17 protein-coding genes are annotated in these 19353 nt (G+C 68.1%); 3 read left to right on the top strand and 14 right to left on the bottom strand.

Annotated elements, in window-relative coordinates:
* Nucleotides 1-28 precede the first annotated feature (28 nt).
* Nucleotides 29-1705, bottom strand: a complete 1677-nt coding sequence (locus AC1DWC_RS21765; RefSeq protein ID WP_477911415.1) for an Ig-like domain-containing protein — start codon at nt 1703-1705, stop codon at nt 29-31.
* Between the two features lie 268 nt (nt 1706-1973).
* Here AC1DWC_RS21765 and AC1DWC_RS21760 point away from each other — a divergent pair, with 268 nt between their 5' ends.
* Complete coding sequence (locus AC1DWC_RS21760) at nt 1974-2660, top strand: TetR/AcrR family transcriptional regulator (protein ID WP_477911413.1); 687 nt, start codon at nt 1974-1976, stop codon at nt 2658-2660.
* Between the two features lie 725 nt (nt 2661-3385).
* On the opposite strand, the gene AC1DWC_RS21755 is transcribed toward AC1DWC_RS21760, so the two are convergent.
* On the bottom strand, nt 3386-5752 hold the full coding sequence (locus AC1DWC_RS21755) for an ATP-binding protein (protein WP_477911411.1): 2367 nt from the start codon (nt 5750-5752) through the stop codon (nt 3386-3388).
* Between the two features lie 391 nt (nt 5753-6143).
* Here AC1DWC_RS21755 and AC1DWC_RS21750 point away from each other — a divergent pair, with 391 nt between their 5' ends.
* On the top strand, nt 6144-6509 hold the full coding sequence (locus AC1DWC_RS21750) for a RidA family protein (protein WP_477841397.1): 366 nt from the start codon (nt 6144-6146) through the stop codon (nt 6507-6509).
* 71 nt (nt 6510-6580) lie between these two features.
* Entirely contained in the window at nt 6581-7123 is a 543-nt protein-coding gene (locus AC1DWC_RS21745) for a MarR family winged helix-turn-helix transcriptional regulator (RefSeq protein ID WP_477911409.1), read from the top strand.
* An 84-nt stretch (nt 7124-7207) separates the two neighbouring features.
* Here AC1DWC_RS21745 and AC1DWC_RS21740 read toward each other — a convergent pair whose 3' ends face one another.
* The 12 genes from AC1DWC_RS21740 to AC1DWC_RS21685 form a co-directional block, all read right to left on the bottom strand.
* On the bottom strand, nt 7208-8254 hold the full coding sequence (locus tag AC1DWC_RS21740; RefSeq protein ID WP_477911407.1) for a Rieske 2Fe-2S domain-containing protein: 1047 nt from the start codon (nt 8252-8254) through the stop codon (nt 7208-7210).
* On the bottom strand, nt 8254-8472 hold the full coding sequence (locus tag AC1DWC_RS21735; protein ID WP_477911405.1) for a recombinase-like helix-turn-helix domain-containing protein: 219 nt from the start codon (nt 8470-8472) through the stop codon (nt 8254-8256). Before AC1DWC_RS21735 ends, AC1DWC_RS21740 begins: the two co-directional genes overlap by 1 nt.
* Before the next feature lie 10 nt (nt 8473-8482).
* Nucleotides 8483-9445 carry a PDR/VanB family oxidoreductase gene (locus AC1DWC_RS21730; protein WP_477911403.1) on the bottom strand — a complete coding sequence of 321 codons (963 nt, stop codon included), beginning with the start codon at nt 9443-9445 and terminating at the stop codon, nt 8483-8485.
* Nucleotides 9446-9619: 174 nt separating this feature from the next.
* Nucleotides 9620-11269 carry a thiamine pyrophosphate-binding protein gene (locus AC1DWC_RS21725; RefSeq protein ID WP_477911401.1) on the bottom strand — a complete coding sequence of 550 codons (1650 nt, stop codon included), beginning with the start codon at nt 11267-11269 and terminating at the stop codon, nt 9620-9622.
* A gap of 37 nt (nt 11270-11306) precedes the next feature.
* Nucleotides 11307-12089, bottom strand: coding sequence for an SDR family oxidoreductase (locus AC1DWC_RS21720; protein ID WP_477911399.1), 783 nt, complete (start codon nt 12087-12089; stop codon nt 11307-11309).
* A gap of 57 nt (nt 12090-12146) precedes the next feature.
* Nucleotides 12147-12911, bottom strand: coding sequence for a 3-oxoacyl-ACP reductase family protein (locus AC1DWC_RS21715; protein ID WP_477911398.1), 765 nt, complete (start codon nt 12909-12911; stop codon nt 12147-12149).
* Complete coding sequence (locus tag AC1DWC_RS21710; RefSeq protein ID WP_477911397.1) at nt 12911-13447, bottom strand: cupin domain-containing protein; 537 nt, start codon at nt 13445-13447, stop codon at nt 12911-12913. The genes AC1DWC_RS21715 and AC1DWC_RS21710 overlap by 1 nt, the downstream gene beginning before the upstream one ends.
* A 25-nt stretch (nt 13448-13472) precedes the next feature.
* The gene (locus tag AC1DWC_RS21705; RefSeq protein ID WP_477911395.1) at nt 13473-14258 is read right to left on the bottom strand and encodes an alpha/beta fold hydrolase; all 786 of its coding nucleotides are present in this window, start codon (nt 14256-14258) and stop codon (nt 13473-13475) included.
* A gap of 5 nt (nt 14259-14263) precedes the next feature.
* Nucleotides 14264-15070 (bottom strand): aspartate dehydrogenase domain-containing protein, encoded by an 807-nt coding sequence (locus AC1DWC_RS21700; protein ID WP_477911393.1) that lies wholly within the window; start codon nt 15068-15070, stop codon nt 14264-14266.
* Entirely contained in the window at nt 15067-16005 is a 939-nt protein-coding gene (locus AC1DWC_RS21695) for a VOC family protein (protein WP_477911391.1), read from the bottom strand. Before AC1DWC_RS21695 ends, AC1DWC_RS21700 begins: the two co-directional genes overlap by 4 nt.
* A gap of 97 nt (nt 16006-16102) precedes the next feature.
* Nucleotides 16103-17566 (bottom strand): aldehyde dehydrogenase, encoded by a 1464-nt coding sequence (locus AC1DWC_RS21690; protein WP_477911441.1) that lies wholly within the window; start codon nt 17564-17566, stop codon nt 16103-16105.
* A 35-nt stretch (nt 17567-17601) separates the two neighbouring features.
* The gene (locus AC1DWC_RS21685) at nt 17602-18978 is read right to left on the bottom strand and encodes an MFS transporter (RefSeq protein WP_477911389.1); all 1377 of its coding nucleotides are present in this window, start codon (nt 18976-18978) and stop codon (nt 17602-17604) included.
* Between the last annotated feature and the right edge of the window lie 375 nt (nt 18979-19353).

Genomic DNA, 19353 nt, shown 5'->3' with positions numbered 1-19353 from the left:
TCTACGGTCGGTCCGGCAACGGCGGACGTCAGCTACCGAACAGGCTCGAGAGTGAACCGGTTCCGCCTTCGCCGGGCGTGCCGGCCGCGGCCACGTTGACCACGGTCGGGCCGGAGACGGAGTCCTTGAACGCGTCGCCACCGACGAAGTTGGCGGTGACGCCGTAGGTCCCGGCCGTGTCGAAGGTGTGCGTCAGGGTGGCGACGCCGTCGATGACGGGCACGGGGGCGCCGATGGCGGTGGTGCCGGTCTTGAACTGGACGGTGCCGTTGGCGCCGGCAGGTGCGACGGTGGCCTTGAAGCTCATGGCCTGCCCGACGACGGCGTTTCCGGAGACCGCCAGTGCGGTGGTGGTGGCCTCTCGGGTGTCCGGCGCCTTGACCGTCACGTCGAACTCGGTCGAGGTGGATCCGGTGAAGCCCTGGGTACCGGTGAACTCGGCAACGACCTTGGCCGTGCCGGGGGCGGTGAAGGTGTGCTGCAGGATCGCGACTCCGTCGCCGGTGCCGACCGGCACGGAGCCGACCTCGACGCCGTCGACGCGGAACTTCACGTCACCACCGGTCGGAATCGGACCGACGGTCGCGGACAGGTTCACCGGCGTGCCGACGGTCGCGGTAACGGGCTCGAGCACGGTGGTGGTGGTACCGAAGTCGGCGTCCTTGACGGTCAACTCGGCGGGTGCGGAGTTGGAGGCGTTGTAGCCACCGGCACCGACGAAGTTCGCGGTGACGCTGTGACTGCCCGCCTCGACGAACTTCCGGGTCACGCTCGCCTGACCGTTCACCACGTTCATCGGGCCGTCGATGTTCGCCCCGCCGTCCTTGAACTGCACCTGACCGGTCGCCGCCGACGGATCCACCGACGCAGTAAAGGTGACGTCCTCACCGACCACGGCGGTGGCCGGAGCGGTCAGCGTGGTGGTGGTGTCCGCGGTGACGTCGACCGTCTGCGCGGCCGACACCGAGTCGTGGAAGCCCGCACCCGCGGTGAACACCGCCGAGACGTTATGCGTACCGACCGTGTCGAAGGTGTGCGGCAGGGTCGCCACACCACCCGACACCGTCACCGGACCACCGATGTTCGTGCCACCGTCCTTGAACTGCACCGTGCCGACCGCGTTGGCCGGGCCGACGTTCGCTGCCAACGACACCGAATCACCGGTCTTGGCGTTCGCCGGGATCTGCAGATCGGTAGTGGTATCCACGGCGGGGTCGACGACGTCGATCTGCACGCCGCTGCCGCCTTGCGAGCCGGAGTAGGAGTAGACGTCGAACCCGACGCCGGTGTTGTAGCGACCAAAGGCGAAGTCCGCCGGGATCTTGTAGCTCACCGTGTAGCGGATCGGATTGCCGACCACGAAGCCGCCGCCCAGGACACTGCAGCCGGAGTTGCACTGGACCCTCACACCGTCCGCTTCGACGTTCGTGATCTTGAACCCGTAGTTGACGCTCGCGCTGCCCTCCACGTAACTGAAGCCGGGCGGGACGAGGCTCTTCCACGAGGTGACGTAGCGAGTGACGCCGCTCGGCTTCGCGATGTCGTACTGGAACGAGACCGTGTCACCCGGGTGGACGACGCTGGAGCCGACGACATTCGCGCTGAAGGTGAGGTTGGCGGCGGTCCCCGAGATCTGAGAGACCGGCGGGTCATCAGCGAGAGCCGCCCCGGTACCTGCGAAGAGCAGGCCCACGGCAGCGGTCACCGCGACGAAGGGTGTCGCAAGGCGACGCGACATGGACAGAAACACAGTTACCTCCAGGCAAACCATCAAGGTGGGCGATGCCAATGACTTGCATCACATTGGTGCGCCGCAGCGTAGCCGTTGTGAGCTCTTTTTGACAACGCCATTTTCAACTTCGAGTATGGGATTTACGCTCGGGGTCCCGAGCAGTCCCGGTAGTAAGCCTTGCGAATCACGGGCCCCGACTCCGCGGACTGGCAACTTCGCCACAACCACGAGGACTGACAAGGTGACTTCCGCAGACAAAGAGGCCGTCAACCCCATCGCTACCGCTGCCGTCGATCGGCTGTTGGGACGGCAGCGTGACGAATACCTCACGGAGGCGCAGCGCCTCATTCGCGCCTGCAGCAGCCTCATCGCCGAAACCGGTCAGGTGGATCGCCCTGTCGCCGCAATCCTCGAGCGAGCGGGTCTCGCAACCCGCGCGTTCTACCGGCTCTTCAACTCGAAGGAAGAGCTGATCATCGCAGTCCTACAAGATGGCACCACCACGAAAACCAGCTATGTCATCGAACAAATGTCATCGGCGAGCACACCGCTCGAACGTGTCGACGCATGGGTTCGGGCCGTCGTCGTCCCCTATACCCAGGACCCACTGCAGGGGTATCGAGCAATCCTGCTCCACACGTACCGATGGGAGACCGTGTTCCCCACCGAACTCGCAGCGATGCGCGAGCAACTCCTGCAGCCACTCGTTCAGGCAATCGCCGATCTCCGCGGCGAAGACGACACGAAACCCGCGCAAGCCGCGGCCGAGATCATCTTCGACTCGTTCTTCGGCGTCGCCTGCCGCGCAGAGGCACAAAAGCGACTCGTCGATCCCAACGACGTCGCTGGGCTCACCGAGATGGCCGCACTCGTCGCCACCTCTTTCAGCGCGACAACGGCGCCCGACGCGACCGATCCATCCGGTTGATCGGTCCCATGTCCGTGCAGGCCCCCGCCCCTCGCTCTGCGGCGTGGGCCACCTCGGCCAACCCGCAGGTTTGATTCGACCGACCGAGGCTTGCCACCGTTCACAGACAGGTGGACGGTGTCCGGATTCGACGACAGTCCCGCGCTGCACGGCTGCCGGCCGATTGTTCGCGTCGCCTCACAGGACTGGCGGGCCTGGCGAACGTCCCGTAGCCTCTGTCGAGACCGAGTGAAAATATCGTTTTCACGGAGAGTGGCGCCACGGCGCGACTGTCAGGCCTGGTCGACGGTTCGCCCTGGCTCCCGGTTCCCTCGGACCGGAAGCCAGGGCGAACGCGCGTCCGTTGCCGAGGCATTTGGATCCCCAAACGTCGCAACCACGCTGGAACCCATCCAGATTTGCGTGATCTGGAGCCCCCACAGGGGAGATCACCGACTGGTCAACCATCCAATCCGCATGCGGCGCAGAACGAACCGGCATTGGTGAACACCCCTCTCCTCTCTACCCACCGCCCCTCCACCCACACCTCACGAATGAACCTGTTAGACAGCATGATTGGACGGAGCGAACCGCATCCCCCCTCCGGCGCGCTCACGCGGCCCTCGTCCGAGCGGGTCCGATCGCCCACGGCCAAGCGGACTTCGCCATGGCCATCTGGTGCGCTGAACCTCGATGGCTGGGACAACCCGCATGTTGTCCCAGCAAGACGGTCCCTCCACTCCGGATCAGAGCTGTCGATTCCAATTCTTCTCGGTAATCCAGGCCGCGATCTGAGTCCGCGAGGTGAACCCGAGCTTGGTCAGGATGTGCTCGACGTGGCCCTGGGCAGTCCGCGGTGAGATCACCAACATGGACGCGATCACCTTGTTCGAATGGCCGGCTGCGACGAGGTTTGCCACCTCGGTTTCGCGGCGAGTCAACACGGATGCGGCTGATCTTGTCGGGGGCTTGTCGGCGCGGTGGTCTCCCAGTGCGTAGGCGACAGCGTCGCCGATGCCCATGGCGGCACCGGTGCGAAATGCCTCGCTGTAGGCTTGACTCCCAAGCGCATCCCGGGTGGCGGCCTCACATTCGTCGTGGTTCCCGAGCAGGTGCGGTTGGGTCACCGAAACACTCCCGAGCGTCTGCGAGATTCTCTCGGCGGCACCCATCAGGACGGCGGCACGCGTCGGCTTGTGTTCGCGTATCGCGACCCAGGCCAACGTCTCCAGGCACCAGCCAGCCACGAACGGGACGCTGACCTTTCCGATCAGCCGCAACGTCTGTTCCATCAGGGCTGCGGCCCGATCGGCCTCGCCCGCCCGGAAGGCTGTCAGGCCGAGAGCGCACAACGAGTACGCGCGGTAGTAGGCCTCACCTTGAGGGGTGGTGATCGCCAGCACCTGCTCATGGCAGGCATCGGCAGTCTCCTCGTCCCCCAACAGTCCGCTCGCGAGCGCGAGGCCGAGGAGACCGCCTATCTGTCGGGCGGTTCGGGACACGGTTCGACTCGGACCGGACTCGGCCGTGACCGGTGCACCTGCATTTGCGAGAGCGGCCCGGTACCACTCGACCGCACCAGCGAGATCTCCGCTGTACAAGGCGAGATGCCCTCTCGCAAAGTTCGCGACCTCGAGCGACTCCGCGTCTCCCAGCTGTGCTGCGAGCTCGAGGCACAGCGCGACCCGTGCCGCAGCCTCGCCGAGTTGACCCTGTAGTCCCGCCAACACGCTGTCGCCGTACAGCGAGTTCAGACGTTCCTCGGCCCGCGCGGTGCCGGAGCTTGCCAGGGCGCGGCCCAGCCAATGCCTGGCCTCCGACAACAGGCCCCGGCACGTCCAGAACTCGAACAACGCATTGACGATGCGCACGTTGACATCTGGATCGGTGTCGACGATCGGCTCGGTCAGACTGAACGCCATCGCACCCCGCAGGTTCGGCTGTTCCCGATCCAGTCTGGCAATCCAGTTCGCCTGGTGGGGGCCAATCCACTCGGACTGCGCACGCAGCACCAGTCGTTCGTACCACTCGAGGTGACGCCGCTGGGCCCGGTCGTAGTCGCCGGATTCACGCAACTTCTCCCGGCCGTAGTCGCGGATCATCTCGACCATGCCGAAGCGCACGACCGCCCCGGCCTGCTCACGGACCAGGACCGACTTGTCCACGAGCGAGCCCACCGCGTCGAGAAGATCGTCGGCGACCAGCTCCTCGGGGCAGATGCCCTCGGCCGCAGCCAGCTCGAAACCGCCCACGAACAGCGACAACCAGGCCCACAGCTTCTGTTCCCGGGCATCGCACAGCTCGTAGCTCCAGTCCACACACGACCGCAACGTCTGTTGCCGGGTCGGTGCAACCCGGGAACCGACGGTCAACAGCCGGTACCGGTCGGTCAGGCGCTGCAGGATCTGCTCGGCGGACATCGCCCGGATCCGCACCGCCGCCAACTCGATCGCCAACGGCAGCCCGTCCAACCTGTCGCAGATGCCCGCCACTGCAGCGCAATTGGCCTCGGTGAGCGCGAAATCCGCCTGGCGGTCAGCGGCCCGTGCGACGAACAGCGCCACCGACTCGTACCCGGGCATCGCATCCAGCGACGGGGCTTGCCCCGCGCCCGGAACCGTCAGCGCAGGCACCCGCAACACCCGTTCCCCGTCCACCCCGAGAACCTCGCGGCTCGTGGCCAAGATTCGTAGGTCCGGACATGATCGCAGCAGTGCCTGCGCCAAATCGGCGACAGCACCCACCAAGTGCTCGCAATTGTCCAGGACCACCAACGTCTGCCTGGTGGAGAGGTAGTCGATCAGCACACGAGACACGGGGCGGCCCGACTGATTCGGCAGCCCGAGTGCAGCGGCAACAGTCTCCGCCAACAAGGCAGAATCGTGCAGATCGCCGAGCGCGACAAACCACACCCCGTCGGCGAAACCCCGCCGCGAATCCTTCGCAACCCGCAACGCCAACCGGGTCTTGCCGGCACCACCGATGCCAGCCAACGTCACCAACCGCGTGGTCGCCAGCAACCTCCTCGTCTCGTCAATCTCCCGGCGCCGACCGATGAAACTGGTCAACTCCAGCGGCAGATTTCCAAGCTTGTCCTTCACAGAGATCATCATCGAGCGTTCCCTCAGTTCGCGACTTCCTGTGATGACGCTATACCTGAAATGTCAGGAAGCGCATCGTGGCCATGACCTTGCAGTCTTCAGTTGTCCACCACCTCGTAGGTATCCAGTCGCGAGTCCCATTTCGCCACCATTCGCGCATGGGCGGTCTGCCGATCCTCTCCCCATCAGAGCGCTCGGACGGCGAGCGACCTTCTGCCGCAGGTCTATTCACGCGGCTTCCGACGCGCCCACCGATTTTGGTCATAACGTTGCCGGATCCCAGACGTACGTATGTCCAGCGGAACGGCAGGCTCCGGAACAGAACCCCGTGCATTTTGTTGAGCGCTAAGGTAAATTGGCGGGTGCGGGCAACCCCGCCTCCCCAACCGAAAGTGAGCACGCAATGACCGAGGTCTCGGCTCAGCACCCGTACAGCCCCGCGACCGTCGCAGGCGGCCTGGCGTTCGTCTCCGGCGCATTGTCCATCGACGCCGAGGGCGCGGCCGTGCCCGGTCGCATGGCTGCGCTCGACGCCGCCGTGGACCGCATGTGCGAGCGCCTCGCGACCGTCGGCGGCGAACTGCAGGACGTCGTCAAGCTGACCTACTACGTCACCGACCTGACCCTGCGCGAGGAGGCCAACCGGCAGTTCGAGCGGATCTTCGCCGAGCCCCGCCCCGCCCGGACGTTCCTCGAGGTCAGCAGCCTGCCGTACGGCGCATCGGCGGAGATCGACGCGGTTGCGCGCGTAGCAGGCACGGGCAACTAGCCCGGACGCGTAATCTGATGAAAATCTTGGCACTCAATTGTCAGGTATGCCCCGGATGACGAGGAGTTCGCGTGGCACGCGATGCAGTACCCACTCATGACGCCGTAGACGACATCGTGAGCCAGTGGGCCAGTCAGTGGCCCGATCTCGACGTCTCCGCCCTGCACGTCTTCGGCCGACTGCATCGCAGCTATCTGCGCTACCAGACCTCGCTCGCCGCAGTCTTCGACAAACACGACATCAACATCGCATCCTTCGACGTCCTTGCGGCCCTGCGCCGTTCGGGCCCGCCGTTCCGGATGACCTCCGGGCAGCTCGCCGAGATGTCGCTGGTGACCACTGGCGGGGTGACCCTGCGGGTGGACCGGCTGGAGAAGGCGGGCCTCGTCACCCGAGAGCGAGACACCGAGGATCGCCGGGTGGTGTACGCCCAGCTCACCGACGAGGGCCTGCGGGTGATCCAGGAAGCGGCGCTCGAGCATTTCGCGAACGAGGCCAGGATGCTCGCCGGCCTGAGCGCAGCGGAGCGTGACCAACTCGCCGGGCTGCTGCGCAAGCTCGAGCACTCGATCGAGTCGAGCGAATCCCCGGACTCTGAGCAGCATTCCGCATAGCGCGTACACCGGCCCGAAGTTCCCTAATGTCACATTGAGTCACTCGAGGTGAGCCGATGTGACATTAGGGAACTTTCGGTTGGGCTATACGAGCGCCGGTTCCGTCGGCGCCATCGCGGCCGCCTGTTCCTCGGCTTGCGCGAGGTAGAGCCGCCGCAGCCGGATCACCCCGAGGTCGTGCTGGTAGAGGTTCTCGGCCTGGTCTGCGTCGTGGGCCATGCCCTCGAGCATCACTCTGTCCTGCTCGAGCACCACCCAGTGCCGCTCCTCGAGCGTGGTGCGGTACAGGAACCGCCACACATCACGTTCCCAGCCGCTGACGCGGCGGTAGCGCCAGAAGAACACCGCGGTGGTGTGCGCGTCGATCGGGGTGCCCATGCCGACGATGCCGAACGGCCCGCCGGGGCCGGCCGTCGCGGGGTACGGGATCTCCAGGTCCACCCAATCCGCGCCGGTGCGGCAGAACTCCACCCAGTCGAAGTTCACTCCGCGCTGGTCGGTCTTCTCGAAGAAGAAGCCGCGCTCGGTCTCTCGGATCCGGAATCGGGCAGAGGTCTCGCCACCGGACATCGAGTGCGACTCCCGGTGCAGGAAAGCGCCGTGCATCGGGTCGAGCAGGTTCTCGAGGGTGAAGCGCCATGGGGTTTCCCACTCGGCGTAGCACAGGAAGGCCGAAACACCCTCGTCGACAAGCGGATCGGGCAGCTGGAGCGGCGCCGGCTCGGCGCTGGGATCGGTGCCGAACCAGGCGAGGATTGCGCCCCCGACCTCCTGCACGGGCAGGCTGGTGACCAGGCGCTTGCCCTCCAGGTTGCAGCCCGGCATGCCGGGCACCGAGACGACGGTGCCGTCGCCGTCGACCTGGACGCCGTGGTACTTGCAGGCGATCCGGTCGCCGAGGTGCTGCCCCTGGGAGAGCGGGGCGCCGCGGTGCGGGCACCGGTCGGCCAGCATCCGGACCGTGCCATCGGCCTGCCGGAAGAGCAGCCAGTCCTCTCCGAGCCGGGTGACGCGGTGCATGCCGCCCCGCTCGACGAAGTGCGACGGACACACCGCATGCCACTGGTCGCGCATGCCTGTCGTGAAGATCTGCTCACTCGACAGCGGTCCGCGGTTGAGTACGTTCGCCATTACTGTGCTCCCATCCGGGCGATCTCGGCGGTGAAGGTCTCGCTGCTCCACGGCTGCCCGTCGGGGCCGTGGATGCCACGCTCGTTGAGGCCCTCGACGAGTTCCTCGAGTCCGTGACCGCCCTCCCCGAACACCTCCTCGATGGCGCCGGCGAGCTTCAGCTCGTACGGGGTGGGGCCCCCCGAACGCGACTGGTGTTCAACAAGATAGAGACTCATCGGGTTCCTCCTACAGGTCCAGTACGAGCTCGTCGGTGCGGGCCCGCGAGACGCAAATCATGACGGTTTTGCCGGAATTCTTTTCGGCGCTCGACAGCACGGAGTCCCGGTGGTCCGGAACCCCTTGCAGCACGCGCGTTTCGCAGCTGCCGCACATGCCCTCACGGCACGAGTTCGGCAGGTTCATCCCTGCGCCCTCGAGCGCGTCGAGGATGGTCTTGTCCGGTGCGGCGGTGACGCTGATCCCGGAGCGGCTGCACACCACACGGATCGGGCGGTCGGCGTCGGGCTCCTCGTCCCTGGCGCGCGCCTTCGGCTTGAATCGCTCGAGCTGGATGGCCCCGGCCGGCCAGTCCGCACCGATCCGTTCCACCGCGCAGAGCAGGCCCTCGGGCCCGCAGGTGTACACCAGCGTGTCGGCGTGTGGGGTGGCGAGCAGGGCCGCCAGGTCGAGGGCCCCCTCACGGTCCTCGCTGACCACGTGGACGCGGTCGCCGAACTCGCGGAGTTCGTCGAGGAAGGCCATGCCCTCGCGGCTTCGGCCGCCGTAGTGCAGTTCCCAGGCAGCGCCGCGGCGCTGGGCCTCGCCGATCATCGCCAGGATCGGGGTGATGCCGATGCCGCCGGCGATGAACACGTACTTCGGCGAGTCCAGCAGCTCGAAATTGTTGCGCGGGTTGCTGACGGGCACCGTGTGGCCGGGGCGCAGGACATCGTGCACGTGCCGGGATCCGCCCCGACTCGCGGGATCACGGAACACGGCGATGCGGTAGCCGGTCTTGTCGTCGGGATCGCCGCACAGCGAGTACTGCCGGACCAGGCCTTTGCCGAGGTGGAGGTCGAGATGCGCGCCGGGCGTCCAGGCCGCGACCGCGCCGCCGTCACCGTGCTCGAGCCGGACCGACATGACGTCGTTCGACTCCCACCGCATCTGCCGGACCACCAGCTCGACGGTTCCCGTTTCGAGTTTCATCCTCGCTACCTCTCGTCACCGACCGAGGTCAGTTCATTCAGTGCTCAATAGCTTAGCGCTAAGATGTAATCTGCGCCACAGCCCGCCCGAACATCTTTTTCTTCGGCCCTGAACGCGGAATGGCGGCGTGGCACCGACGCGACACCGGTGCCACGCCGCCATCCCGGTCGGGTTCTAGTGCGCCGCGGTCCCCGGCACCGTCACCGGCGGGGTGAACGGCGACGGCATCTCGCCATACGCGGCGAGGTCGACCTCGACGATCACCGGACCGCGCAGCGCCACCGCGTACTCGAGCACGGAACGCGCCTCGGAGGCACCGGAAATCCGCTGGTACGGCACCCCGATCGACCTTGCCAGCAACGCGAAGTCCGGGGTGACCAGGTCGACGGCGTACGTCTCCTGACCGCCGCCCTTCTGCATGTTTCGCAGCACGCCGTAGCCGCCGTCGTTGCAGACCAACAGCACAAGCCACGGCTGCTCCTGGGCCATCGTGAGCAGCTCGCCGAAGTGCACGGCCAATCCGCCGTCGCCGACCAGGCCCAACGTGGGCCTGGTCTCGTCGGCCAGCGCGGCACCGATCGCCATGCCCAGGCCCTGCCCGATGCCGCCGCCGCGCGGGAAGACGTTGGACTTCGGGTCGTGGATCGGCAGCAGCCGGTTGCCCCACGAACTCGACGCAATGGTCACGTCCCTGGCGATGACGGAGTCGAGCGGCAGCACCGCACGAACCGCGTCCGACAGCGCTGCGTGGTCGCCCAGGCCCGCGCGTTGTTTCGCGCGCACCTGCTCGCGGGTCTCGCGGGCGCGCCGCGTCCAGTCCGGATCGACGGCAGCTCCTATGTCCGAGGCCAGCACCGCGTCCAGGAACTGCGCCGTGTCCGCGACGACCCCCGCCTGCGTGGGGTACACCCGGCCGAGCGCCTTCTCGTCGAGGTCCACCTGCACGTGCACCGCAGGCACCGGCATCGAATAGTCGCCGGTCTCGTTGGACCGGAAGTGGGTGCCCAGCGAGAGCAGCACGTCGGCGTCCGCGAGCAGCGCCCGGCCCAGCGGCGAGCTCCCGTAGTTGCCGATGCACAGCGCATTGTCCTCGGCCACCGCGCCGCGACCGGAGTTGCTGGTCAGCAGCGCCGCCCCCCAACGCTCGACCAGTTCGGTGAGCTGCGGGCCGGCCTGCGCGACGCCGCCGCCCGCCCAGATCACCGGGCGCTTAGCCCCGCGCAGCAGCTCGACCGCCGCTCGGACCTGGGTCGGGTCGGCAGGGGCCGGGGCCGTCGCGGCGAGCTGCTGCGGGGTGAAGGTCTGCGCGGCGTACTGCAGATCGATCGGCCACTCGATGCTTGCCGGGCCGCCCGGCTTCTCGAGCGCCCGTGCGATGCCGTCGCGCAACACCTTGCCCGCACTCTCGGCGTCGAGAATGCTTGCCGCGTAGCTCGACACCGCCTCGAGCATGCCGAGTTGGTCCTTGGTCTCGTGGATGAAGCCGCGACCCGAGCCCAGGTACCGGCTCTCCACGTTGCCGGTCACGTGCAGCACCGAGGTGCCGGCGCTGAGCGACTCGATCAGCGAGCCGGCCGCGTTGCCCGCGCCGGTCCCGGTGCTGGTGAGCGCGCAGCCGAGCCCGCCGGTGGCCCGGGCGTAGCCGTCCGCCGCGCTGACCGCGGTGGCCTCGTGCCGCACCGGCACGAACCGCAGGTGCTTGCTGACGGCCTGCACCAGCGGCTGGTTGTGCACGCTGACGATGCCGAACACGGTGTCGACGCCGGCCTCGCGGAGCACCTGCACGAGCAGGTCCCCGCCGTTGCCGGTGATCTCGGAGGTCATGATGGTGTTCCCTTCGGGGCGTACAGATTTCGTGAACTCAGACATAGCGCGCCACTCCCCCGTCCACGTCGACGGTGGTGCCGGTGACGTACGACGCCCGCGGCGAGAGCAGAGTGGCGATGATGTTCGCCACCTCGTCGGCGCGGCCGAACCGGCCGAGACCGATACCGCGGTCGGCGGCGATCTCTGCCTCCCAGTCGGCGAAGGTCGCTGCGGCGCCGGACTTCTCGTAGCGGCGGCGCCACTGTCCTGTGTCGACCAGGCCGAGCGCGACGGAGTTCACCCGAACGCCCTGACCGGCCAGCTCGAGCGACAGCGACTTGCTCAGGTTCAGCAGTCCAGCCCTGGCCGCGCTGGTGGTGACCAGGCGCGGCTCGGGCTGGCGGGCCAGCACCGCGTTGATGTTGACGATGGACGCCACCGGCGACACGGTCAGGTAGGGCAACGCCGCCTCGACGGTGTTGATCACACTGGAGAACTTCAGGTCCAGCTCGTCGCGCCAGTCGTCGAGGGTGACCTGGTCGCGGGGTTTCATCCTGGATCCGCCCGCGTTGTTGACCAGGCCGTCGAGGCCGCCGAACCGGTCGGTGCCGTCGGCGACCATGCGCTGCACCGCGGCGGTGTCCCGCACGTCGCACGCCGCGGTGTGGATCCGATCGCTGTCGCCGAGCGGGGCGATCGCCGCTTCCAGGCGACCCAGGTTCCGCGCGCAGGTGACGACGTTGGCGCCCTCGGCGAGCAGCAGTTCCACCGTGGCGAGCCCGATGCCGGAGCTGCCGCCGGTAACCAGGTAGGTGCGGTCCTTCATCTGCAGGTCCATCGAGCAATTCCTCTGCGGTGTAGACGATTCGGTGCGGGGTCGGTCTGGGGGGTGTGATCAGTTGAGGACGAAGCCGCCGTTGACCACCAGCTGCTGGCCGGTGATGTAGGCGGCCTCCGGGCCCATCAGGAAGGCGACCGCGCCCACCAGGTCCGCCGGCTGCTGGGGGCGGGTCAACGCCCGGTTCAGCCGGTACAACTCGTGACGATGTCCGGGAACCATTGCCGCCGACTCGGATTCGGTGAGCCCCGGCGACACCGTGTTCACCGTGATGCCGTACGGGCCGAGGTCGCGGGACATGGCGCGACTCAGCGCCGCGACACCGCCCTTGGAGGCGATGTAATGAGCCAGCCGAGGCGAGCCGTACAACGCGGCGTCGGAGCCGATGGTGACGATCCGGCCGTCGCCGTGCTCGATGATCGAGGGCACCAGCGCCCTGCTGACCAGAAAGGTGCCGCGCAGGTTCACGTTCAGCACCCGGTCCCAGTCCTCGACCGCGAGCTCGTGAACAGCCTTGCCGCCCACGCCGTCCGCGAGGGCGGCGTTGTTCACCAGCCCGTACAGCGGCCCGTCGGCAGTCACCGTGTCGGCCATTGCCTGCACCGAGTCCGCGGCCCGCAGGTCCACGTGGACAAACCGGGCCTTGACGCCGTCCGCGCGCAACTGCTCGGCGGCCGGCTCGCCCCAGTCAGCCCGGACGTCGGCAAGCCACAGCGTTGCGCCGTCCGCCCCGAGCCGCCGGGCGATGGCCAGGCCGAGGCCGCGGCCTGCGCCGGTGACGACGATGGTGCGACCGTCGAGGCCGGATTCGGCGGCGGTCATCAGCCGCGGGTGATTCCGTGCATGACCGAGGTCTCCGGGTAGGTCGGGATCTGCGGCTTCTGGGCGCCGATGATGACGCAGAACAGCGCGTCGACGTCGCCCGTGTTCTTCAGGCTGCGCGGCACCCCGGCCGGCACCACGATCATGTCGCGGTACCCGAGGGTGCGCTTCTCGACCTTGCCGTCGCGGTGGATTCCGACCTCGACCTGGCCCTCGAGGACGAAAAAGGCCTCCTCGACGTCGTGGTGGGTGTGCTCGGGGCCCTCGCCGCCCGGCGGCAGCAGCATGTTCGAGAAGGTGAAGCCGCGGGAGGCGATGGTGCGGGTGTCGCCCTCGTGGTTGCCGGTGGCGCCGGACCCGACGTAGCGGATCTGCGCACGCCGGAACTGCGGGCCAGCCTTCTCCTGGAAGCTCAGGGTGTCGAAATCCTCGTGCCGGGTGGCACGGGTGAGGATCAGCGAGTCGGTGTAGTCGGCGAGGTCGGCGGAGTCGTACTCGAGCGTGCCGGGGGCGGGTGCGGCGGTCTGGTTGGACATGGGTTCTCCTTGCTTCGGTTGTGCGTCAGTGGTTGTGAAGGCGCTCGGTGATGTGGACGAATGACTCGAACCACGCGTTGAAGGCGGCGGGGCGTTCCTGGTTGGCGAGGTGGCCGGCGCCGTGCACGGTGACGAACACGCTGCCGGGGATGCCGCCTGCGAGAACCTGGCTCGAGGCCTCACCGGTGACGGTGTCGGCGCCGCCGCAGAGCACCAGCGTCGGTGTGTCGATCCGGGTCAGGTCCGCGGTGTGGTCGGTAGCGGCCATCGACTCGGCCGCGTGGCGGTAACCGGGCAGCCGGATCGCGTCGGCCATCGCCGCGACGGCCGCCCGCACCTGCTCGTCGGATGCGGTGCCGGACAACAGCTTGGGTGCCCTTTCTGCGGCGAACTCGGCCGGACCGAGCTCGGCGAGCTGGCCGGCGCGCGAGCGCATCGCCGCCGCGGACTCGGCGGTCGCGGCGGAGCCCACGGTGGAGTCGCCGAGGATCAGGCTGCGCACCAGTTCCGGGTGCCGCAGCACCAGCCGGGTGGCGATCACCCCGCCCCAGGACATCCCGAGGACGTGCGCGCCGCTGTCGCCGCAGCGGTCGCGGATCACCTCGGCGGCGGCGTCGGCGTAGTCGTCGAGGCTCAGCGGGCCGTCCGGGTCCGCGGAGCGGGCGTAACCCGGTGCGTCCCAGGCCAACAGCCGAAGCCGTCCGGCCAGCTCGTCGAACTGCGGAGCGAACGAGTCGGCGCTGCCGCCGATCCCGTGCAGCAGCAGCACCGCGGGTCCGGTGCCGACGTCGGTGACGTGGAGGTCTGCCATCACTTCTATCCGATCAGTCCGGGTCGCCCGAGCAGCGTGGACAGCGACCGCAGCACCGCGAACGGGACGATCCCGCTGGTGCGCGGGTTGTCCGGGCTGGGCAGGTTCTCGATCTGGAACTCGTAGCGTCCCATCGGACCCCGCGCGCTGATCACGTGCCGGGTCAGGTCCGCGCCCGGGTCGGCGACGAGCTCCACCCGGACCAGGTGCGCGTCCTGCACCGCGAACGACACCGCGGCCGCAACGTTGAGCGAGCGCGGGAACAGCCGCGCGGCCTGTGTCGCGTCACCCTCGAACACCAGCATCGGCAGCGTCGCCGAGGTGATCTCGGCGGCCCGCTCGGCGTCCATCCACGGCTGCACCAGCGCGGCGGGCTTCTTGGTCGTCCGGACCGTCACGGTGTCGAATGCGGCGGCGTCGGAGGCGGCGGCGAGCAGGTCGAGTCCGCCGATCGCGCCCGTGGTGCACAGCACCCGCCCCGGACCGGTCTTACGCAGCCGCTGCGCGAAGTCCGGGTCGGTGAGCGCGCCGGCCGAGGAGATCAGGAGGTCGCGGCCGGCCTCGAGGATCGCCTCGCCGTGGTCGACGACCACGGACTGGCCGGCACACTCGACGACGACGTCGCTGACCGTGACAGCCTCGTCGAGATCCACCTGCGGGACAGGCGGATTCGTGATCGGATCCTGGTCGACGATCGCGACCAGCCGGGCGTCGGGGACCGCGCCGAGCAGCAGACGCTCGACCACGGTCCGCCCGATGCTGCCGTACCCGACGACAGCGATTTTCGCCGGCGCGGCGGTCAGGCGGGTCATCGGGTCGCCTCGGCGGACAGCGCGGCGACCCGCTCGAACGCACCCGGGTCAGCGACGCCTGCCATGTGGTCGCGAACCTCCTTCGACGGCGGACCGGCGGTGCCCCACAGGTCGGACAGCTCGGGAACCCGGCGCCACACCTTGCACAGCCAGCGGTCCTCGTCGACCTGCGCGATGCCGGAGGTGTACTCGCACACCAGGCCCGCGGGATCCGCGAAGTAGGAGAAGGTGTTGTCGCCGGGGCCGTGCTTGCCCGGGCCCCACAGCGGCAGCACGCCGTGCTGACGCAGCCGGCCGATGCCCCGCATGAAGTGGTCGACCGTCGACATCTCGTACGCGACGTGGTTCACCGACGTCCACTGCGCCTGGTTGAAGGCGATGCTGTGGTGGTCGGAGTTGCAGCGCAGGAACGCCATCTGGTGTTCGGACCAGTCCGAGACCCGCATGCCGAGGACGTCGCCGTAGAAACGCACGGCCGCGTCGATGTCGACGGTGTTGAGGACCACGTGCGTGACGCCGACCGGGACCGCGTCCTCGCGGCCGAGCCGGGGCACCGCGAGGGTGTCGGCGAGAAGCTCGATGACACGGCCCTCGAGGTCCACGAACGCCAGCCCGTATCCCCCGCCGACACCGCCGGAGGGACCGGGCCCGGAGACGAGCGGGATGCCGCGCAACTCGAGGCGTCGGGCCGCCTCGTCCACCTCGGCGGGCGTGCCGACAGCAAAGGTGATCCGGCCCAGTCCGTTGCGGTCGGCGGCGGTGAGCTGCAGAGCGTGATGCTGATCGCCGGTGCCGCGGAGCCAGGCCGCGTCGGTGCCCTGTTCCACGACACGCAGGCCCCAGACCTCCGAGTAGAAGTCCGTGGAATCGGTGCAAGCCGTGGTCCGCAGCTCCACCGAGCGCAGGGACCGCAGGCGCGCGATCGGTTCGTTCATGGCCTTGCCTCCAGTGACTTAGGTCTCAATATCTTAGCGCTTAAATATATAGGTGTGAAGGGGTCCCGAGATTTTCTTCTCCCCACCCCGGGTCAGGTCAGTCGGCCCAGGGGTTCGGCTGGTCGTCGAGCCCGAGGTAGATGCTCTTCTGCCGGGAGTAGGCGGCGATGCCGGCGCGTCCCTTCTCCACCCCGAGCCCGCTCTCCTTCACGCCGCCGAACGGCGTGGAGATGCTGAACTGCTTGTAGGTGTTGATCCACACGGTGCCGGCCTGCAGCCGTCGTGCCAGCCGCCACGCCGTGCGGTAGTCCGCGGTCCAGATCCCCGACGCCAGGCCGAACACCGAGTCGTTCGCCTGCGCCAGCAGGTCGTCCTCGCCGTCGAACGGCAGCGCGACCAGCACCGGACCGAAGATCTCCTCCTGGCAGGTGCGCGAGTCGTTGGTCAGCCCGTCGATCACCGTCGGCAGGTAGTACGCCCCGTCGCGCAGCCGGTCGTCGTCGGGAATTCCTCCACCACAGAGGATTCGACCACCCTCGGCGCGGGCGAGGTCGACGTAGCGGGCGACGGAATCGCGGTGCTTGGCGTGCACCATCGGCGCCACCTGGGTGCCCGGTTCGCGGCCGGGCCCGACCCGCAGCCGGGTGGTCTTCTCGACCAGCCGGGCAAGGAAGTCGTCGTAGATCCGCCGGTCCACGAACAGTCGGGAGCCGGCGATACAGCTCTGCCCGGTGGAGGAGAAGATCCCGTGCATGATCCCGTTGACCGCCTGCTCGACGTCGGCGTCGGCGAGCACGATGGTCGGCGACTTGCCGCCGAGCTCGAGCGAGACCGGCATCAGCTTCTCGGCCGCGGCGTGCGCAACCATCCGGCCGGTCCTGGTGCCGCCGGTGAACGTCACCTTCCCGACGCCGGGGTGGTTGACGATCGCGTCCCCGATCACCGACCCCTTTCCCGGCAGCACCGACAGCAGGCCGCTCGGCAGCCCGGCCTCGTCGATGATCCGTGCCAGTGCCAGAGACACCAGGGGCGTCCACTCCGCCGGCTTGAGGACCACCGCGTTGCCTGCGGCGAGGGCGGGCGCGATCTTCTGCGCGTCGCTTGCGACCGGGGAGTTCCACGGCGCGATCGCCCCGACGACGCCGATCGGCTCGCGCACGCTCATCGTCAGGTAATTACCGCGCTGGGTGGTCAGGTCCTCGTCGGCGGTCTCGAGCACCGCGGCGAAGTACCGGAACGTTCCTGCCGCGCTGGAGACCAGGCCCCGCGTCTCGGCGAGCGTCTTGCCGGTGTTGTAACTCTGCAGCAGGGCGAGCCGCTCGGCGTTTCGGTCGATGGCGTCCGCGATCCGGTGCAGGAACCGGGCCCGCTGATGCGGGAGTAGGGCCCGCCATGCGGGGTCCGCGGCGGCGGCCGCGCCCTGCGCCACCGCGGTGTCCACTTCGTCGAGAGTGGCCTGACTGACGGTCTGCAGGACCTGGCCGGTGCCGGGATCGACCACCGCGCCGTCGGCCCCGGCGCCCCGCTTCCAGCAGCCGCCGATGAAGATCTCGTTCTGCACGGGTTCGAATGCCCCGGCCACCTCGTATGACGTGCTCACTGGGAGATCTCCTCGAGGGTCTTTTCCTTGGTCTCCACCGCGAACGCCGCGACCACGGCCGCGCCGACCAGTGCGACGACCCCGAACATGGCGAACAGCACGGTCAGCGAGCTGCCCCTGTCGAGGACGAAGCCGACCACCAGCGGTCCGATGACGATCCCGAGCCGGCCGGCGGCCCCGCCGAACGCGCAGCCGAGGGCGCGCATCCGGGTCGGGTACAGCTCGGCGGTGTAGACGTACAGGGCCATGTTGACGGCGAACACGAACAGCGCGGATCCGGCGGACCAGAACAGCACCTTTGTCGCCGAGTCGGTGCCGGTCGCGGCCAGCATGAACAGCATCGTGCTGCACAGGACCATCGACACCGAGATGCAGATCCGGCGACCGAGGTTGTCGATCAGCAGGGCCACGAGGACACAGCCGACGAGGCCGGCGACCGAGGTGACGATGCTGTAGTGCAGGGCGGTGTCCACGCTGAGGTGGAACACCTTGCTGTAGAGGGTGGGCAACCAGGCGGCGATGCCGTAATTGACGAAGTACGCGGTCAGCCAGATCGACGCGAGCATCAACGTCCGCCGCCGGTAGACGCCCTGGAACAGCTCCTTGAACTTGGCCCGCTTGATCTGCACCGGTGCGGCCGCGAGCGGTACCGGCTCCGGGAGCGCCTTTCCGTACTTCGTGGTGATCTCGTCCTCGATCACGGTCATCGCGCGCTCGGCGTCGTCCATGCGGCCGCGGGAGGCGAGCCAGCGGGGTGATTCGGGGAGCCTGCGCAGCAGCGGCAGCAAGAGCAGCGGCAGGGCGCCGAGCGCAAACAGCACCTTGTAACCGAAGTTCGGAACCACCCAGGCGGAGACCACCGCCGAGACGACCAGGCCGATCGGGAAGATCACCTCGTACATCAGCACGAACCGGCCGCGCTTGTGGGCCTTGGTGATCTCTCCGATGTAGCTGGCCGCGACCGGGACCTCGGCGCCGAGCCCGATGCCCTGGATGAATCGGAAGACGAGGAACAGCTCGAGGCTGTCGGTGAACGCCATTCCCAGGCTCATCACTGCGTACAGCGCGAGCGAGCCCATGATCACGTTGAGGCGGCCCACCCGGTCCGCCAACCAGCCGCCGCCGAGCGCACCGAGCAGCATGCCGATGCCGCCGATCGCGATCACCCAGGCGATGCCCGAGCCCGACAGTCCCCACTTGGGCGCCAGTTGCGGCAACGAGTACGCGATCATCAGCTGATCGAAGCCGTCGAAGAAGGTGACGGCGCCGACGATCACGCGCGCTTTGACGTGCCACCGGCTCATCGGCAAGCGCTCGAGTCGAGCACTGATCATCTCGGCCGTGCCGGCCGTGAGGGGCGAAACCATGGTCATGGGGTTCCTCTGACGGGTCGATGACATTTATCTAAGCGCTTAACCACTTAGGGCTTAGATGTAATCTGACCCACATGGGCTACGTCAAGTGTTGACTTCATAGAGTACGCGGTGATAAGGCACGGCCGCCGTCTTGCGGCACCTCCTTCACGCGCGGCGGAGGAACTACGTCCGCTGCAGCCCGCCGGCGAGTCCATCCCATTCGCGCTGCTGCTGGTTGGCCACCCCCCCCGGCCAGCGACCCATTCCCCTCCGGCGCACAGTCCGGTAGCCTCGGCCAACGTCAGGGCGAAAATGTCGTTTTCGGTCTGACGTGACGCCACGACGTGAGCGGTCGTGCGACCGCCGATGCCACACGACAAAGGGAGAACACCA

The sequence above is a fragment of the Rhodococcus sp. P4_C10 genome (assembly GCF_056402135.1).
This window is presented reverse-complemented; position numbering and strand designations above follow the sequence as displayed.

What these genes read in the sequence shown, in the direction of transcription:
- AC1DWC_RS21755 (WP_477911411.1), bottom strand. Translation starts at nt 5,752, where the DNA reads ATGATGATCTCTGTGAAGGACAAGCTTGGAAATCTGCCGCTGGAGTTG.
- AC1DWC_RS21750 (WP_477841397.1), top strand. Translation starts at nt 6,144, where the DNA reads ATGACCGAGGTCTCGGCTCAGCACCCGTACAGCCCCGCGACCGTCGCA.
- AC1DWC_RS21740 (WP_477911407.1), bottom strand. Translation starts at nt 8,254, where the DNA reads ATGGCGAACGTACTCAACCGCGGACCGCTGTCGAGTGAGCAGATCTTC.
- AC1DWC_RS21735 (WP_477911405.1), bottom strand. Translation starts at nt 8,472, where the DNA reads ATGAGTCTCTATCTTGTTGAACACCAGTCGCGTTCGGGGGGCCCCACC.
- AC1DWC_RS21730 (WP_477911403.1), bottom strand. Translation starts at nt 9,445, where the DNA reads ATGAAACTCGAAACGGGAACCGTCGAGCTGGTGGTCCGGCAGATGCGG.
- AC1DWC_RS21725 (WP_477911401.1), bottom strand. Translation starts at nt 11,269, where the DNA reads ATGACCTCCGAGATCACCGGCAACGGCGGGGACCTGCTCGTGCAGGTG.
- AC1DWC_RS21720 (WP_477911399.1), bottom strand. Translation starts at nt 12,089, where the DNA reads ATGGACCTGCAGATGAAGGACCGCACCTACCTGGTTACCGGCGGCAGC.
- AC1DWC_RS21715 (WP_477911398.1), bottom strand. Translation starts at nt 12,911, where the DNA reads ATGACCGCCGCCGAATCCGGCCTCGACGGTCGCACCATCGTCGTCACC.
- AC1DWC_RS21710 (WP_477911397.1), bottom strand. Translation starts at nt 13,447, where the DNA reads ATGTCCAACCAGACCGCCGCACCCGCCCCCGGCACGCTCGAGTACGAC.
- AC1DWC_RS21705 (WP_477911395.1), bottom strand. Translation starts at nt 14,258, where the DNA reads ATGGCAGACCTCCACGTCACCGACGTCGGCACCGGACCCGCGGTGCTG.
- AC1DWC_RS21700 (WP_477911393.1), bottom strand. Translation starts at nt 15,070, where the DNA reads ATGACCCGCCTGACCGCCGCGCCGGCGAAAATCGCTGTCGTCGGGTAC.
- AC1DWC_RS21695 (WP_477911391.1), bottom strand. Translation starts at nt 16,005, where the DNA reads ATGAACGAACCGATCGCGCGCCTGCGGTCCCTGCGCTCGGTGGAGCTG.
- AC1DWC_RS21685 (WP_477911389.1), bottom strand. Translation starts at nt 18,978, where the DNA reads ATGACCATGGTTTCGCCCCTCACGGCCGGCACGGCCGAGATGATCAGT.